General features: G+C 68.1%; 15 protein-coding genes, 1 tRNA gene and 1 pseudogene. 8 read left to right on the forward strand and 9 right to left on the reverse strand.

All coding sequences use genetic code 11. From position 1 onward, the window contains the following. Positions 1-630: 630 nt before the first annotated feature. Both ACGFI1_RS19210 and ACGFI1_RS19215 read right to left on the reverse strand, forming a co-directional pair. Complete coding sequence (locus ACGFI1_RS19210) at positions 631-1,029, reverse strand: hypothetical protein (protein WP_386870624.1); 399 nt, start codon at positions 1,027-1,029, stop codon at positions 631-633. A 425-nt stretch (positions 1,030-1,454) separates the two neighbouring features. Next, on the reverse strand, positions 1,455-2,561 hold the full coding sequence (locus tag ACGFI1_RS19215; RefSeq protein WP_392786751.1) for a hypothetical protein: 1,107 nt from the start codon (positions 2,559-2,561) through the stop codon (positions 1,455-1,457). 449 nt (positions 2,562-3,010) lie between these two features. On the opposite strand from ACGFI1_RS19215, the gene ACGFI1_RS19220 reads away from it, so the two are divergent. Continuing rightward, the gene (locus tag ACGFI1_RS19220) at positions 3,011-3,190 is read left to right on the forward strand and encodes a hypothetical protein (RefSeq protein ID WP_240807735.1); all 180 of its coding nucleotides are present in this window, start codon (positions 3,011-3,013) and stop codon (positions 3,188-3,190) included. Between the two features lie 128 nt (positions 3,191-3,318). Here the strand turns inward: ACGFI1_RS19220 and ACGFI1_RS19225 are convergent, their stop codons facing one another. After that, the gene (locus ACGFI1_RS19225; protein WP_392786753.1) at positions 3,319-4,002 is read right to left on the reverse strand and encodes a LysR substrate-binding domain-containing protein; all 684 of its coding nucleotides are present in this window, start codon (positions 4,000-4,002) and stop codon (positions 3,319-3,321) included. A gap of 55 nt (positions 4,003-4,057) precedes the next feature. Between ACGFI1_RS19225 and ACGFI1_RS19230 the strand changes: the two genes are divergently transcribed. Both ACGFI1_RS19230 and ACGFI1_RS19235 read left to right on the forward strand, forming a co-directional pair. Further along, positions 4,058-4,441 (forward strand): DUF5997 family protein, encoded by a 384-nt coding sequence (locus ACGFI1_RS19230; protein WP_386870630.1) that lies wholly within the window; start codon positions 4,058-4,060, stop codon positions 4,439-4,441. Positions 4,442-5,223: 782 nt separating this feature from the next. Then, on the forward strand, positions 5,224-7,056 hold the full coding sequence (locus ACGFI1_RS19235; protein ID WP_392786755.1) for an MSCRAMM family protein: 1,833 nt from the start codon (positions 5,224-5,226) through the stop codon (positions 7,054-7,056). Between the two features lie 78 nt (positions 7,057-7,134). Here ACGFI1_RS19235 and ACGFI1_RS19240 read toward each other — a convergent pair whose 3' ends face one another. Further along, positions 7,135-7,767 (reverse strand): hypothetical protein, encoded by a 633-nt coding sequence (locus ACGFI1_RS19240; protein WP_392786757.1) that lies wholly within the window; start codon positions 7,765-7,767, stop codon positions 7,135-7,137. A 246-nt stretch (positions 7,768-8,013) separates the two neighbouring features. Between ACGFI1_RS19240 and ACGFI1_RS19245 the strand changes: the two genes are divergently transcribed. The 3 genes from ACGFI1_RS19245 to ACGFI1_RS19255 are packed head-to-tail and all read left to right on the forward strand — an operon-like array spanning position 8,014 to position 9,180. Then, positions 8,014-8,517 (forward strand): hypothetical protein, encoded by a 504-nt coding sequence (locus ACGFI1_RS19245; protein ID WP_392786759.1) that lies wholly within the window; start codon positions 8,014-8,016, stop codon positions 8,515-8,517. A gap of 24 nt (positions 8,518-8,541) precedes the next feature. Further along, positions 8,542-8,931 (forward strand): recombinase family protein, encoded by a 390-nt coding sequence (locus ACGFI1_RS19250; protein WP_392786761.1) that lies wholly within the window; start codon positions 8,542-8,544, stop codon positions 8,929-8,931. A gap of 3 nt (positions 8,932-8,934) precedes the next feature. Beyond that, entirely contained in the window at positions 8,935-9,180 is a 246-nt protein-coding gene (locus ACGFI1_RS19255; RefSeq protein ID WP_392786763.1) for a helix-turn-helix domain-containing protein, read from the forward strand. 24 nt (positions 9,181-9,204) lie between these two features. Here ACGFI1_RS19255 and ACGFI1_RS19260 read toward each other — a convergent pair whose 3' ends face one another. The 3 genes from ACGFI1_RS19260 to ACGFI1_RS19270 all read right to left on the reverse strand — a co-directional run bounded on the left by ACGFI1_RS19260 (position 9,205) and on the right by ACGFI1_RS19270 (position 11,785). After that, entirely contained in the window at positions 9,205-9,888 is a 684-nt protein-coding gene (locus tag ACGFI1_RS19260; protein ID WP_392786765.1) for an Imm1 family immunity protein, read from the reverse strand. A gap of 473 nt (positions 9,889-10,361) precedes the next feature. Beyond that, positions 10,362-10,437 (reverse strand) — tRNA-Lys (locus tag ACGFI1_RS19265). 43 nt (positions 10,438-10,480) lie between these two features. Continuing rightward, positions 10,481-11,785 (reverse strand): cytochrome P450, encoded by a 1,305-nt coding sequence (locus ACGFI1_RS19270; RefSeq protein WP_392786767.1) that lies wholly within the window; start codon positions 11,783-11,785, stop codon positions 10,481-10,483. A 6-nt stretch (positions 11,786-11,791) separates the two neighbouring features. Here ACGFI1_RS19270 and ACGFI1_RS19275 point away from each other — a divergent pair, with 6 nt between their 5' ends. Both ACGFI1_RS19275 and ACGFI1_RS19280 read left to right on the forward strand, forming a co-directional pair. Next, complete coding sequence (locus ACGFI1_RS19275; protein WP_176194714.1) at positions 11,792-12,190, forward strand: PaaI family thioesterase; 399 nt, start codon at positions 11,792-11,794, stop codon at positions 12,188-12,190. 1 nt (position 12,191) lies between these two features. Continuing rightward, on the forward strand, positions 12,192-12,872 hold the full coding sequence (locus ACGFI1_RS19280) for a dienelactone hydrolase family protein (protein WP_392786769.1): 681 nt from the start codon (positions 12,192-12,194) through the stop codon (positions 12,870-12,872). Here the strand turns inward: ACGFI1_RS19280 and ACGFI1_RS19285 are convergent. Both ACGFI1_RS19285 and ACGFI1_RS19290 read right to left on the reverse strand, forming a co-directional pair. Further along, positions 12,867-13,181, reverse strand: a complete 315-nt coding sequence (locus tag ACGFI1_RS19285) for an ADP-ribosylglycohydrolase family protein (protein ID WP_392786771.1) — start codon at positions 13,179-13,181, stop codon at positions 12,867-12,869. The two genes, ACGFI1_RS19280 and ACGFI1_RS19285, sit on opposite strands and share 6 nt — an antisense overlap. 58 nt (positions 13,182-13,239) lie before the next feature. Continuing rightward, a pseudogene (locus ACGFI1_RS19290) lies at positions 13,240-13,662 on the reverse strand (ADP-ribosylglycohydrolase family protein); the annotation flags it as partial.

Consider the following 13,662-nt stretch of genomic DNA (forward strand, 5'->3'; position numbering starts at 1 on the left):
CCACTCGGCGGATTGGGCCCTTTACCAGCGCGCCGCACAACGTCGAGCGGAGCTGTGGCGCCGATAAGCCCCCGGCAGGCCACCGCTCAAAGCACGAGCCGCCGATCCCGTTGCGCGACCCGCGCCACGTCACCCGTAACTTCTACGGCGCCGTCTACGGGACGCTCATGTGGGGACCACTCGACGGGAGCGCCAGAGACGGCGAAGAGCTACCTGCGCCCGGCGATGCGCAAGCTGGATAGCCACACCCGCGTGGAGACGTGAGCCAGACGAAGGTGGCTCCCTTCAATTGACGCAGGGCCACTCGGCATGAGAGCCATGGAAGGCCATTGACGGCGGCCACCTTGAACCAGATCCGGGCGAGGCTGCGTACCGCATCCAACACGGCACTCCGCCGTGGGCTGACCTCAGAAAATCAGGCCGCGCGGGTGAGTTGCCGTCTGCCCGGCGTCCGCGTGCGCTGATGTGAACTACGGCGCGCGTCGAGCACTGGCAGCAGGAGCGGAGTTGGGACTCAGGACGGTCTTGGTCGCTCCAATTTGGAGCGACCAAGACAACCGTAGACGGCGTTTCCCCTGGTAAGCGTGGCGGGTCGCGTCGGTCTCGGACCCGTAACCTGCGGGTTGGAAGCTACCCTATTCCCGCACCGACTCTGCAGTATGAAAAGTTGCCGATATCGTTTGTCGAAGTGTGATACTTGCACACCCAGACGTGAAGCAAATAACCCTCTGGTATGAAGTTTCCGGCATACGAAGTGCAGCCGCCACTGCTGGATGAATCAGTGATCTGCTTGCCGAACTTCACGGGATCAACCCTCCATTCGGCTGCCCCGGTAACGCCCCGGGCGTCCGCCTTGAGGTCGCATACTATAAGAAGTTCTTGGCCCGGATATCCCTTTCGGTCGGCATCGAAGTAGATCTTGCCGGCGCCATCGGTCGTGTAAACCCATCCACTGTCCTGGCTGATTGCCGCCTGCGCCGGTTGCCCAACCGCGATGAGTGTCAGCGCTGAAGCAAATGTTACCGACATGACCCTACGCGACCACGACATCATGAATTGGCCTTCCTCTTTGGCCTCTCCTGGTAGAGACCATGATCATCGTAAGGTGGCGAAGCGGTCGGCGCCAGTGCTCTGAGCCAGTAATTCGCCGGGGCGCGAGACGGGGGCCGTCGAGGAGCCGGCTGCTGTTTTCATCCAGGCGAAGCGCTTCGAGCCTGTTTCATGCGTTGATTCAGGAACGAATGCCCGCCACTGCACCAACTCGCCCACGCGGTCGCGGACCGGCGGACCACCCCCAATGTGTGATGCCGGGCCAGTCCACCGCGCACCTGCTGCACGCCACCACCCGACGCCGCGTGCGTGCCCCGCCCCGACGCCGGCGTCCTCGGGCCACACCCACACGGGAGACCGCGGAGAGAGGGACGAACGAACACGACCGCCCCGCTTGTGGCGGCTCACCCGTCGAAGCTCCTCCACGGCACGCCGATATGTCCGAGCGGTCGCAAGAGGCTGCGGTGCCTGGCGCCGACCCATATGTTGCACTGCCCGTCGCCTTGATCGCTGAGGCGGGCGATCAGGCCGGGCGCGGCGTAGAAGGAGGTCTCGTACTGGGACCACAGCCACGTTTTGAGCGGTACTCGGCGCATTGTGTCGGTCAGCCGACGGGCGACCGGCCACGGGATCGGATCGGTCGAGGCGATGTAGGAGGCGCTCATCACGGCCTCGTGCAACGAGAACTGGACCAGGAAGCCGCTCAACCGCTCATGCTCGGCCTGTCGACGTGCAGGGGCCTCGACGGTCCACACGACCGGGTCGTCTCCGGCCGGGTCGAGTGCCCAGTAAAAGACGCCCTGGTTCTCGTGGCCGAATTCCAGCAGTCCATCTTCGTCGAGGTGGAGGTCGGCGGAGGGGCGGATGAAGTTCTGCACGCCCAGGACGTGCGGGCGTCCGTGGACGAGCCGGTAGAACTCCGCCAGCGCCGGCGGTATCTCGGCCGCCGTGGCGGGTGCGGACTCCTCGGCGGGAGCCGGGTACCAGCTCTCGATGAACATCCGCAGCGCGGCGGTGCGGTCACGGTCGAGGTGGTCAAGCCACTCCAGCCCGGGCAAGGCGCCGGGCGTGGTGCTAGGTGGACGCACCCGGTCCAGCACTTCGATGTCCAAAGGTGGGTCGATGTGCAGGACGCAGTCCTCGAGTATGTACGGATCAGTGCCCCAACCGCTCTGCAACTGTTCGACCGTCCCGAGATAAAGGGCGCCCTCCCGGACTCGGACGAACAGGTGGATCGGCTGCGACTCGGGCCCGGATTGCAGCCATGGTTCGCTGGACCAGCCGGCCAGGAACCGGGCGGCCACCTCACCCGGCACGGGGCCCACGAGCGCGAACGTGTCGTGGTTACGCACCCCGCTGGCTTCCAGATCGTCCCCGGCCTCCGTGACGATCACGGTTCCGTCCGGCCCGACGGCGACATCGGCGCCGCAGGCGGTGACCATGTCCGCCCCCGGCCCCGCAAGGGCCAGCGGATCACCATCATCGATCACGGCCAACCGGGTCAGCGACATGCCGCCGACTGTAACCGCCTCCTCGGACGCTGAACTCCGAGCCGTAGGTGAACCCCTGTGGCCGGCGTGGGCATCGGCCAGGCCGGTGAGAGCCGCTGACCGGTGTTCGGCTGGTCAGCGGCGTTCGGTGTGCCGCCAGAGGTGGGTCCGTGTGGAAGGAGGGGCAGTAGTTGCCTTGGGGGACTGGCTTGCGCTGCGTGCGGCGAGCCAGTTCATCGTCGGGGTGACGCCGATGACCGCTCCGGCGGCGGCCGCACGCTGCTGCCAGCCGGGGGATCCGAGTGGGTTGTGCATGGTCGGGTCGTCGCGGACACAGCGGGCCCGCGAGACGTTGGGGGACGTGACACACCCGGCCCGACTTGCTTAACTATGCACGATCTTGTCGTTACTGTCGTACCCCAGGGTCGGCGAAGCGGTCACCGGAGGTAGCGATGAGGTCCGGACGGTGGATGCTCGTCGCCTGGCTGATCATTGGAGCGCTCGCCGCGGGGCAGCGCCACTACTACGCCCAGTTTGATGGCAGCTGCGCCAAAATCGCCACGATCGGTATCACCTGGGCCTCTGGTCCGCTCAACTACATCGGTCTCAACCCCACCGCCAATTGCAGGATCCCCCAGCCGAGCAAATGACGTGTCGGGCTCTACGACCGCGTCCTCGTGAGGTCTTCTGACGATTCCCTCTGTCGCGCGGACGCCCTGATCACTCGCCTGGGTGTGCGAAGGGGATGGCGGGGTGTTGTCGGTGAGCGCGACTCTCGTCACCTTCGGCGGCGCTTCTGGCGGCGGTGCTTGGAGGCGGGGCGCTGCTGCGGTGGCTTTTTCCGGGTGGGCTGTTGCTGGGGCTTGCGGCCACGGGAGCTGTTGGGGGTGCGGCCGCGGACGATGCCGATCAGTTCCTCCATGAGGTCGGTCGTCTCGGCATCGAGCCAGGCCAGGCCGATCTGGGACTGAGGAGCGTCGGTCACGGTTCGGTAGGTGAGGTCTTTGCGGTGGTGGAGGCGGGCCAGAGACTGCGGGAGCAGCAGGACGCCCGCTCCCGACGCGACCAACTCGATCGCGCCGGCGGTGCTCTCAGGACGGGTGAAGGCAGGTTGCCCGGGGCGCTCGTCCCAGGGCAAGACGTCATCGAGTGGCTCGAACACGTCCTCGTCGGCGAGAGCGGCGAGCTCCACCTCCTCCACTGCGGCCACGACGTGGTCCTTTGGCACCACGACCACGGTCGTCTCCAGGTACAGCGGAATCACATGGAGGCCCTCGCGGTCGACGGGCAGGCGTACGAACGCCGCGTCCACATCGCCGTTCCGCAGCAGGGGGACGACCTCGGCCGCCGGCGTCTGCAGCAGGCGGAGCGGCACCTCCCGGACCCGCTCGGCCCACACCCCGGCCCACTTCCCGGGCGTCACGCCCGGCACGTAGGCCAGCCGGAACTCACCATCGGTCACTCCGCCACCCTAGCCACGTCCAGACAGTCCCCTTTCGCTGGCTACCCTTGAGGGCATGGGCACGTCCAAAGCAAAGACCCCGCAGACCATGAAGTCCGCGACCGCGGCCAAGAAGCTGGGGATCCTGCTGTCGGCAGCACCCGCCGAGTTCCAGGAAGGTCCTGTCTCCCGGGACGAATTGAACGCGCTCCAAGCCGACCCGCCCTCGTGGCTGGCGGACCTGCGCCGTGAGGGCCCCCACCCCCGCCAGGTCGTCGCCGCCAAACTGCGCGTCTCCATCTCAGGTCTGGCCCGCGCCGGCATCACGGGCCCCCTCACCACGGCCGAGATCGAGAACCTGAAGGCCGAAAGGCCCGACTGGCTGGAACGAGAACAAGCCGTCCAGGCCGAAGTCCGCAAGGAAGAACTCCGCCTCAAGCAGCAGCGCGCCAAGGCCTGACTCAGTCGTATCAGCGCGGTATTCCGAGTGCCATCCTGGGTCAGCTTGTCCGCATCGAGCCCGATTTTCCTCGGCTGAGGGCGCTGAACCGCTACCTGGCCGTCCGCGACGCCGAGGACGTCGACGGCCAGGACGATAACGCCGGTGGGACGGGCGACGTCGACCGGCCCGCCGTCACGACCAGGCCTGCGATTCGCTGGACCGTTCGCCACCTACGGCCTCGGTTCCGCCTTGGCCGCCGGGGTCGCCCGACGTACTGATACCTACCGCCTTGCCTGACCCGCGCGCCGGCCACGCGCAGCCGCGGGAAAAGCCCCTCTCAGTGTCGGTGCCAGTGACAACTGACCCCCGGCCGCCATACGTCCGGAAACGGTGTTGCGCTGGCACCGGAACCTGCTGCGACGGCGCCACGCTGCCCAGTCGAAATCGAAGCGGTGCCCGGCCGGCCTCCGACCGTGGGATTCATCCGGGTTCTGGTACTGCGGACGGTCTGGGAGAACCCGGCTGGGTGCACCGCCGACATCGGCTACCGCGACATCTGTCCGTCGCCGGGCCGACGCCAATGAGGGGCGCGGCCTGGCAGGGCGACCGCAGCCGACCGCCGGTGACCGCGTGACCAGAAGCGAACTGATCGGCTGCTCAAACCACTTGATGGACGTGAAGCGGCCGGATACGGCCAGCGCCAATGGATTCTTACGCTCGCCTGTCAACCGAACAGAGCCGTCGGTTGTCTACGTTATATCGCCGATTCTCGTAGTAGGGCGAGCGGATGGAGGGGGCCCGTGTTCATTCGACGCTGCCTATGGTTAATTGCGACCGTCGCCATCATCATGGCGGGAAGTTTCCTGTCCGTACCCGCATATGCGGACAGCGATGGAATCACCGGAACGATCACCGACGCGAAGACCGGCCAACCTGTGGCGGGTGCCTGGGTCGAGGCCTACGGCGCCTCCGGCGGCGTCTCCGGCGGTGCGAACACCGATGATTCCGGCCAGTACCATCTGCAATGGCTGGCACCGGGCGAGTACCGGATCAAAGTGACGGCTACCGATTACCAAGACCAGTGGGCATTCGACAAGTCCGATCAGGCCTCGGCCGATCCGGTGACCTCTCCCGGCACCGCCTCGCTGGCCCTGAAGCCGATCGAATACGGCTCGATCTCCGGCCGGTTCGTGACCGCTTCCGGCGCCGGGGTCGCCGGCGCCGCGGTGGAAGTGCACGACGCTTCGGGCAACTCCCGGGGCCGCGAGATCACCGATGCCGACGGAGCGTTCAGGTTCACCGGGCTGAACGCGGAGGACTACAAGCTGTCCTTCGACTCGAACGGCAACATCCAGTGGGCCCACGGGAAGTTGGACCAGAACGAGGCGGACCCGATCACGGTGCGGTCCGGCCTGGAGACGACCGTCACCGAGACCGCTCTCCCCACCGGGGACCTCGAAGTGACCGTCCTCGACTCCAAGAGCCGCGAGCCGGTGCCCGGCGCCTACGTGGCGACACGCGGCGGTCCCCGATCGCTCTTCGCCGAGACCGACGCCAAGGGCAAGGCGACGTTCGACGGCGTCCTCGCCGGGACCTATTCGTTCTCGATCTCACCGCCGGAGGGCTACCTCTACGGATCGATCGACGACGTGGTGGTGCAGGCAGGTCAGGCCACTCGTGTCACCACCGAACTGGTGCGGGAGGCGACGATCGTCGCGACGGTCCGCGACGCCAAGACGGCACAGCCGGTGGCCGGCGCATGTGTGAGCCTGTTCGAGCAGGCGGCCACCCTCCCCAAGACGGTCACCCGCAAGCGCGGGAACAAGACGGCCACCCGCGAGCGCGGAAACAAGACGCTCGACCAGGAGTGCAGCGACAGCGACGGCAAACTCCGCATCCCCCAACTGTGGCCAGGCAAGTACCGGCTGTTCATAACGCCCACCGATGGTGTGCATGGCCGCCAGTGGGTCGGCTCGAACGGCGGCACCGGGGACATGGAGAAGGCGGTGTGGTTCACCGTGGCCAGCGGTGAGGACATCAAGACCGAGGTGCGGTTGGACGGGGCGGGATCCATTGCCGGTACCGTCACCGACGCCCGCACCGGCAAGGCTGTCGAGGAAGTGTGCGCCTGGGTGCTGCCCGCCGGTCCATCCGGCCCGGAGGCATGGGGCAGGAACTGCACCGACTCCAATGGGCGCTACACCATCGAAGGCCTCGGCCCCTACGACTGGCGTGTCCAGTACCCGGACTTCAGCGGCCGCTACGCGTGGCAATGGTCCGGTGGGGCCCCCGACCGCTTCGCCGCCCGGCCGATCAGGGTCCAGGTCGGGGGCACGGCGACCGCCGATGCCCGGCTGCCGGAGAGCGGCAAGCTGAGCGGCAAGGTCATCGGCTCGGTGGTTCCCAACGAGTACGTGAGCGTCGTCGCCGTCAGCGCCCGAACCGGCGACATCGCCGCACCATTCGCGAGTATCACCGGGGACGTCGACTACGCCCTGTACGGGCTGGCCACCCAGTGGATCAAACTCGGTTACAGCGGCGGTCCCGCCGATATGACCTGGTATCCGAAACCCCTGCGTGTCGTCGCAGGGAAGGCGATCAACGGTCCCGATCTGGTGATTCCGAAGGGATGACCGGGACTCTCAGGCCGCGCGGCATGGCCGGAACCGCCACGCCGCGCGGCCTGGCTTTCACTTTCCATGCGAGGTGCGTCAAGCAGAGGCGGCTGCGGTGATGTGGCTTAGCACGCACAGCCAGCGGCCATCCCGCAGTACGAAGACCTCGGTCGTCCATTCGTCCGTGTCGAACCGCTGACCCCCGTAAACGCGCGTGCCGGATCTGGAGGATCTCATCGTGGCCGGCTGTCGGAGGTGACCGGCCGAGCAGTATGGGAGGATTTCATCGCGCTCGATGAGGTCCTCTCCCGCATCGGCGACCAGACCGAGGAGCGCCTGCCGTTCCAGGTATCCTTCCCGATCTGATGATGAATCCCGGCGTCCCCGGTCAGATGGCTGACGTGTGACTTCCTGGAGACCGTGACTCTCACCGGCGCCAACATGTAAGTGCTGGCGGTCATCGAGCACCCACACCCGCCGCATCCGGGTCCTGGGCGCCACCGGCCACCCGACCGCGGCGTGGGTGATCCAAGCGGCGCGGAACCTGGTCATGGACCTGGAGGATGCCGGCTGCCGGGCACGGTTGTTGATCCGCGACCGGGACGCCAAATTCCCTGAGTTGTTCGACGTGGTGTTGCAAAAGGTCTCGAACTCGCGGAGGGCATGGAGCAGGTGACGCCGGTTCCAGATCAGAGTGCGGTCGAGCAGTTCACGGCGGTAGGTCTGCACCCACCGCTCCATCCCGCGTTCATCCTCGGCATCCGCATACGCCTGAGCTGCGGCTGATGGCCATCGCCGGGTGGGTGCCCTGGCTGGCCGACACGTTCGACCCCGACCAAGGCCCCGAGGCCTTCCACACCTACACTTCGCGAGGGCTCGGTCCTGCTGCGTCGCGGGGAGACCGGCACCAACACCGTCGGGCGGTGGCTGCCCTGGCTGCCGGTGGATCAGGAACCCCACCGAGCGTCTCCCCGCGTGTGCCCGGAGTGCGCGACCGATCACGACCGCGGCGTCGCGCTGACGACCAAGCTGCTGCTCATGCTCAGCTGCCCCAACCACGGCTGCCTGCTGGAACCCGAGGGCACTGTCCGCATCGGGTACCTCCTGGGCGTGCCGACACCCGCCCGGACGGCCCCCGTGCCCGTGGCCGCCGCCGACCGCCTCACCTGGGAGGCGCTGACCACCGGGACGGTCACCCTGCCCGCCCGTCCGGTCCACCTCGGGGTCTGGCTGCGGCTCCTGCGCACCCTCATTGGCGAGGTGAGCATCTCGACCTCCCGCCTCCGCGCCGCCTCCGCACACATGTTGGAACAGGCATGGGAGGCCAGCGGCTACCCGCCGCGCGGCGGCATCACGGTAGGCGACGGTACGAACAACTGTGCGATCACCAGCAAGACGCGATGCTCGCCAGCCGCCACCGTGCTGCACCTGGCCCAGACCGGCGTGATCACCCGCGCGGCACCCTCGGCCCGCTACTGACCGTCCAACCGCACCAGCCCCTCTATGACGGCGCGACCGTCCTCCAAGATCTCACCGCCCAGCGCGAGATCCTCGCTTCCCTTGGCGTCCCCGACGACCGGGTCTACCTCCACAAGGGACTCACCGGCACCAACCGGGCCCGCCTCGGCACCAACCGGGCCCGCCCCGGCCTCGACCAAGCCCTGGCCGCCGTCCGCTCCGGCGACACCCCTCGTTGTTCCGAAACTCGACCGGCTCGCCCGATCCGTTCCCGACGCCCAGGCCATCGGCGACACTCTCGTAGCCCGCGGCGTGCGGCTGTCTCTGGGCGGCAGCGTCTACGACCCATCGGACCCGATGTCGAAGATGTTCTTCAACATGCTCGCGGTGTTCGCCGAGTTCGAGGCCGACCTGCTGAAGATGCGCACCCGCTAGGGCATGGCCATCGCACGCTCGAGCGGCAAGCTCAAAGGACGTGCTCCCAAGCTGACCGCCCGGCAGCAGACCGAGCTGGTACGCATGCACGCCACTGGCGACTACACCATCGCCGAACTGATGGAGGTATTCACCGTCGGACGCGCCACCGTCTACCGAGTTCTCGAACGAGCTGCTGCCACCCAAGAGCTGAGGCCGAGGGCACGCCGCCCGCATCGTGATCACGCTCCGGCAATCGAGCGTTTCTGAGAACGACTGACGAGGTGAAGAGACCTATCCGGTGGGCTGGGAGGGGCGCTCGGGATCGGAGCGTGCGGCCCATGGGTCCTCGCAGCCGACGGGGTCGACGGGGTCGACGGCCGTGCGTACGAGCCGGGGCATGTCGGGGCGGTGGCCGGCCCATTCGCCCGGGGTCCAGTCGATGCAGGCGGGGCGCTGCCCGGTGCGGGCATGGCAGAACTCCGCGACGGCGGCGCGGATCTGGGCGACCGGCAGGGTGCTGTTGGGGTGGTGGTAGCTGGGCAGCCATGGGTCGGCGAAGACGCTGGGATCGGTGCGGGGCGGATCGGGGTTGTCCGACAGCCACAGGTGCTGGGCGATCTCGGGATCGATCGGCACCACGGTGTCGGCGCAGACCATCCACCGCACAGCGCCGTAGCCGGTTCTGGCGTTGATCGTGACGTCCAGGATGCTGTCGCACCGGTCCCAGCGCGGGCCCCGGTGCGGGGCATGCAGCGTGAAGGAGGCTTGGGTGCCGCCGTAGGGCAAGGTCGCCGCAGTGAGGTCCACGGTCGCTGCCAGGATGTGTGCTGGCACGCCGCCGTCGCCGATGGGCTCCGGCTCGGGAAGCCCGATATCCGGCCGGTTCTCTGCCACTTCGTCGAGCAGCCGTTCTGCCAGCGGCCACGACATGTTGAAGTAGCGCGACTGCCCCATGGAGGCGTTGAGGATCAACATGACCGGCTCACCTTCGAGTGCCCCGCCACGCCTCGAACCGACCCCACGCGATGGAACACGCCAGGATTCACCAGGTTCATGCGAGGACTCTAATTCTGACCAACGACGGACCCGGCGCCGCGACGCTGGAGACGAGCCGGAGACCTCACGACGTCCTCGGTGACAACGCCCTGCTTGTCCAGAACGCAGGGTCTCAAAAGGCCGGATCGGTGCTGATCCCGTTGACTTCGCCCTCGCCCGTGCCCCGTATGCTCCGCTGCGCCATCTGCTGCTCGTACTCGGCCACCGCATACCGGAGACGCGGCGGCTGCGAGCGGCTCGGCGCGGGAATGCGGCCTTGCCCCGTCAGGATTGGGCGGACGCGGGGGTGTTGGGCTTGGCTGGGGAGTATGACGGGCCCCAGGGCGGCCCCAGCCCGGCCCCAGGCATGATCAGCCACGCACGGCGTAGAGCGTGTTTGCCCTGGTCAGGGGTGGTGGGTCGCGTGGGACTCGAACCCACAACCTACGGATTAAAAGTCCGGAGCTCTGCCAATTGAGCTAGCGACCCGTCCCGCAAGCGTACCGAGATCGGCGGGGGGTTCGCGACGGGGTTACGGGGTGGGGGACAGGTGGACGGGGAGGTGCTTCAGGCCGTTCTGGAAGTTGGAGGCCAGGCGGACGGGGGTGCCGGTGAGGGTGACGCCGTGGGGGAGGAGTTCGCGGAAGAGGGCGCGCATCTGGGTGCGGGCCAGGTGGGCGCCCAGGCAGAAGTGGGGGCCGAAGCCGAAGCTGACGTGGTCGTTGGGGGTGCGGGCGATGTCGAAGCGGTCGGGGGACGGGAAGACGGTTTCGTCCCGGTTGGCGGAGGCGTGGTAGACGACCACCTTGTCGCCCGCGTCGATCTTCTGGCCGGAGAGGGTGATAGATGTCGTGGCGGTGCGGCGGAAGTCCATCACAGGGGGCCAGTAGCGGAGCATCTCCTCGACGGCGGACGGGAGGAGGGCGGGGTCGGCGCGGAGGCGGGCCAGTTCGGCGGGGTGTTCCAGGAGGGTGAGGAGGCCGCCGGGGATGCCGTTGCGGAGGGTCTCGTTCCCGGCGACGGCGAAGAGGAAGAACATGTTCTCGAACTCGTGGGTGGTGAGGCCGCCCTCCAGCATGCGGGACATGATGTCGCCGGACGGGTTCGAGCGCTTCTCGGCGGCGAGGGCGTGGGCGTAGGCGAACATGTCGGCGAGGGCCGTGTAGGAGCGCGGGTTGATGGGACGGCCGTCCGGGTGGGTGGTGGTGGTCGGGCGGTAGTGCATCGCCTTGTGGGCCATCGGCGTCATCGTGGCCGCGTCGGCGGTGGAGAGGCCGGCGTACTCGTCGTCCTGGTAGCCGATGACGCGGGACGCCCAGTCGTAGAGGAGCCGGCGGTCGGAGTCGGGGACGCCCATGATGTGGGCGAGCGTCCAGACGGGGAGGTCGGCGGCGAGTTCGACGAAGTCGGTGTCCTCGCCGAGGGCGGAGGCGACGAGGGCGCGGGCGCGGGCCTCGATCGTCTCCTCCAGGGCGCGGACGGCGCGGGGGGTGAAGGCGGCGGCGACGATGCGGCGCAGGCGGGAGTGGTCGGGCGGGTCCTGGTTGAGCATCATCGCGCGGACGAACGCGAGGTCCTCGGGCGTGTCGGGGTCGCGGATCTGGGTGGCGCCGAGGTTGGACGAGAAGAGGTCCGGGGAGCGCAGGACGTGCTTGACGTCGGCGTGCCGGAAGACCGCCCAGTAGCCGGGGCCGGCGGGCCAGGGGCCGACGGCGGGTTCGGGGATCCGGACGACCGGCGATTCGCGGCGCAGGCGGGCGAAGGCGGCGTAAGGGACCCCGGCGGCGTACGTCGCGGGCAGGAAGATCTCCTCGTGCATGTCCTCAGCGTGCATCATGTCGGGATGACGGTGAAGCCCGAAGAGATCCTGCGTGACAATTTCGCGCCGTGGGTGCTGGACCTCGGCCTCGTACCGGAGGAGGTGGGGGACGGGACGGCGGTGCTGCGGCTGCCGTGGTCGGAGCGGCTGGCGCGGGAGGGCGGCGCGCTGTCCGGGCAGGCGCTGATGGCGGCGGCCGACACGGCGGTGGTGCTGGCCGTCTCGGGTGCCAAGGGCGGGTTCGTGCCGATGACGACCGTGCAGCTCAGCACGACGTTCCAGCGGGCCGTGAAGGGGAAGGACGTGCTGGTGCGGGCGGAGCTGTCGAAGCTCGGGCGGACGATGGCGTTCGCGGAGATCGACATGGCGGTCGATTCGGTGACCGTCGCCCATGCGAGTGCGGTTTACGCCATCATCGGGTGACATGACGGAGAAGGTCGTTGTTGCGGACGGTGAGTTCGACCTGCGGATGTGGGGAGAGCGCGGTCCGGGGATTCTGCTCGTCCAGGAGATCTTCGGCGTGGGCGAGTACATGGAGGCCGTCGCCGAGGACCTGGTGGCGCTCGGGTTCGTGGTGGTGGCCCCCGACATGTTCTGGCGCATCGAGCCGAATTGGACGACGGTCCACAACGAGGAGGCCCTCCCCAAGGGGATGTCGATGGTCTCCCAGTTCGACTGGGAGAAGGGCGTAGCGGACGCTAAGGCCGCGCTGGACGTCCTCAAGGGCCTGCCAGGCGTCGGCAAGGTCGGCGTTCTGGGGTTCTGCTTCGGCGGGACGCTCGCCTATCTGCTGGGTGCTCAGGCGGAGGTCGATTCCCTTGTGTCGTTCTACGGCTCGGGTGTGCCTGGGGCTCTGGACCAGCTCGATGCCATACAGGCCCCTGTGCAGTTCCACTTCGGTGGGGACGACGCCTACATCCCCAGGGAGGACGTCGCGAAGGTGGAGCGCGCCGCAGAGGGGCGGGAGAACGTCGAGATCCACGTCCAGGAGGACGGTGGGCACGCGTTCCACAACCGCAAGGCGCCGATGTTCTACCAGCCTGAGCCTGCTGAGAGGGCGTGGCGGCTTACGGAAGCCTTCCTCAAGCGGACCCTGTTGTCATAGCGCCCATGGCGGTAGTGGTTCGCAGTGGGCGAGCCAGTCGGCGGGGGCCGTTCCGATGATGCCGCCGACGATCGCGCAGGTCGTGTCGATGTCCCCACCGGCGGCGGCCGTCGTCCAGAACGCGCCCTTGAAGTTGCCCAGGTGCTTCGCGGCGGCCCAGAGGGTGAACGGCACCGTGTCATGTGCGGCGACCTGCCGGCCATTGCCGAGGACGGCGGCCGCGGTCGACGGGTCGCCGAGGGTGAGCAGACGGCGAGCCTCTTCGATGCCCTTGCGAACCGTCCCGGGCGGGACGTGCCGGAGGATCATCGTCGATGAACCTGCCCGGCGGTGGGTCGGTCGGCGCGATGGACGCGGCGACGGCCACGGCGATGGCGCCCGCTACTGCCTCGGGGTGGGGGTGTGTGACCTCGGCCGAGAGCACGGCTTGGCGGGCCGCCTCAGCGGGGTCGCCGACGAACCATGCGCCCAGGGGCGCGACGCGCATGGCGGCGCCGTTTCCCCAGGAGCCGGTGCCGCCGAACGGTTCTCTTGCGAGGATGCGCCAGTCGCCGCCCTCCCGGATGAGCCGCAGTAGGCGCCCTGTGGACGGGCCATAGCCGCGGTCGAAGTCGTGGTGCTCGGCGAAGCTCTGCGCTAGAGCGTCCTGGTCGATGGAGCCATGGCGGGTGAGGACGAGGTGGATGGAGGCGGCCATCTCGGTGTCGTCCGTCCATTGCCATGGGGCAGGGGGAAGTGTCTGCGTCTCGAAGGCCGGGCGGTTTGCGGGTACGAAGAACTGGGAGCCCAA

The organism is Actinomadura geliboluensis, from assembly GCF_043197915.1.
GTDB lineage: Bacteria > Actinomycetota > Actinomycetes > Streptosporangiales > Streptosporangiaceae > Spirillospora > Spirillospora geliboluensis.

What these genes read in the sequence shown, in the direction of transcription:
- ACGFI1_RS19230 (WP_386870630.1), top strand. Translation starts at nt 4,058, where the DNA reads ATGGGCACGTCCAAAGCAAAGACCCCGCAGACCATGAAGTCCGCGACC.
- ACGFI1_RS19275 (WP_176194714.1), top strand. Translation starts at nt 11,792, where the DNA reads ATGACGGTGAAGCCCGAAGAGATCCTGCGTGACAATTTCGCGCCGTGG.
- ACGFI1_RS19250 (WP_392786761.1), top strand. Translation starts at nt 8,542, where the DNA reads ATGACGGCGCGACCGTCCTCCAAGATCTCACCGCCCAGCGCGAGATCC.
- ACGFI1_RS19220 (WP_240807735.1), top strand. Translation starts at nt 3,011, where the DNA reads ATGCTCGTCGCCTGGCTGATCATTGGAGCGCTCGCCGCGGGGCAGCGC.
- ACGFI1_RS19270 (WP_392786767.1), bottom strand. Translation starts at nt 11,785, where the DNA reads ATGATGCACGCTGAGGACATGCACGAGGAGATCTTCCTGCCCGCGACG.
- ACGFI1_RS19260 (WP_392786765.1), bottom strand. Translation starts at nt 9,888, where the DNA reads ATGTTGATCCTCAACGCCTCCATGGGGCAGTCGCGCTACTTCAACATG.
- ACGFI1_RS19215 (WP_392786751.1), bottom strand. Translation starts at nt 2,561, where the DNA reads ATGTCGCTGACCCGGTTGGCCGTGATCGATGATGGTGATCCGCTGGCC.
- ACGFI1_RS19285 (WP_392786771.1), bottom strand. Translation starts at nt 13,181, where the DNA reads ATGATCCTCCGGCACGTCCCGCCCGGGACGGTTCGCAAGGGCATCGAA.
- ACGFI1_RS19255 (WP_392786763.1), top strand. Translation starts at nt 8,935, where the DNA reads ATGGCCATCGCACGCTCGAGCGGCAAGCTCAAAGGACGTGCTCCCAAG.
- ACGFI1_RS19210 (WP_386870624.1), bottom strand. Translation starts at nt 1,029, where the DNA reads ATGTCGGTAACATTTGCTTCAGCGCTGACACTCATCGCGGTTGGGCAA.
- ACGFI1_RS19280 (WP_392786769.1), top strand. Translation starts at nt 12,192, where the DNA reads ATGACGGAGAAGGTCGTTGTTGCGGACGGTGAGTTCGACCTGCGGATG.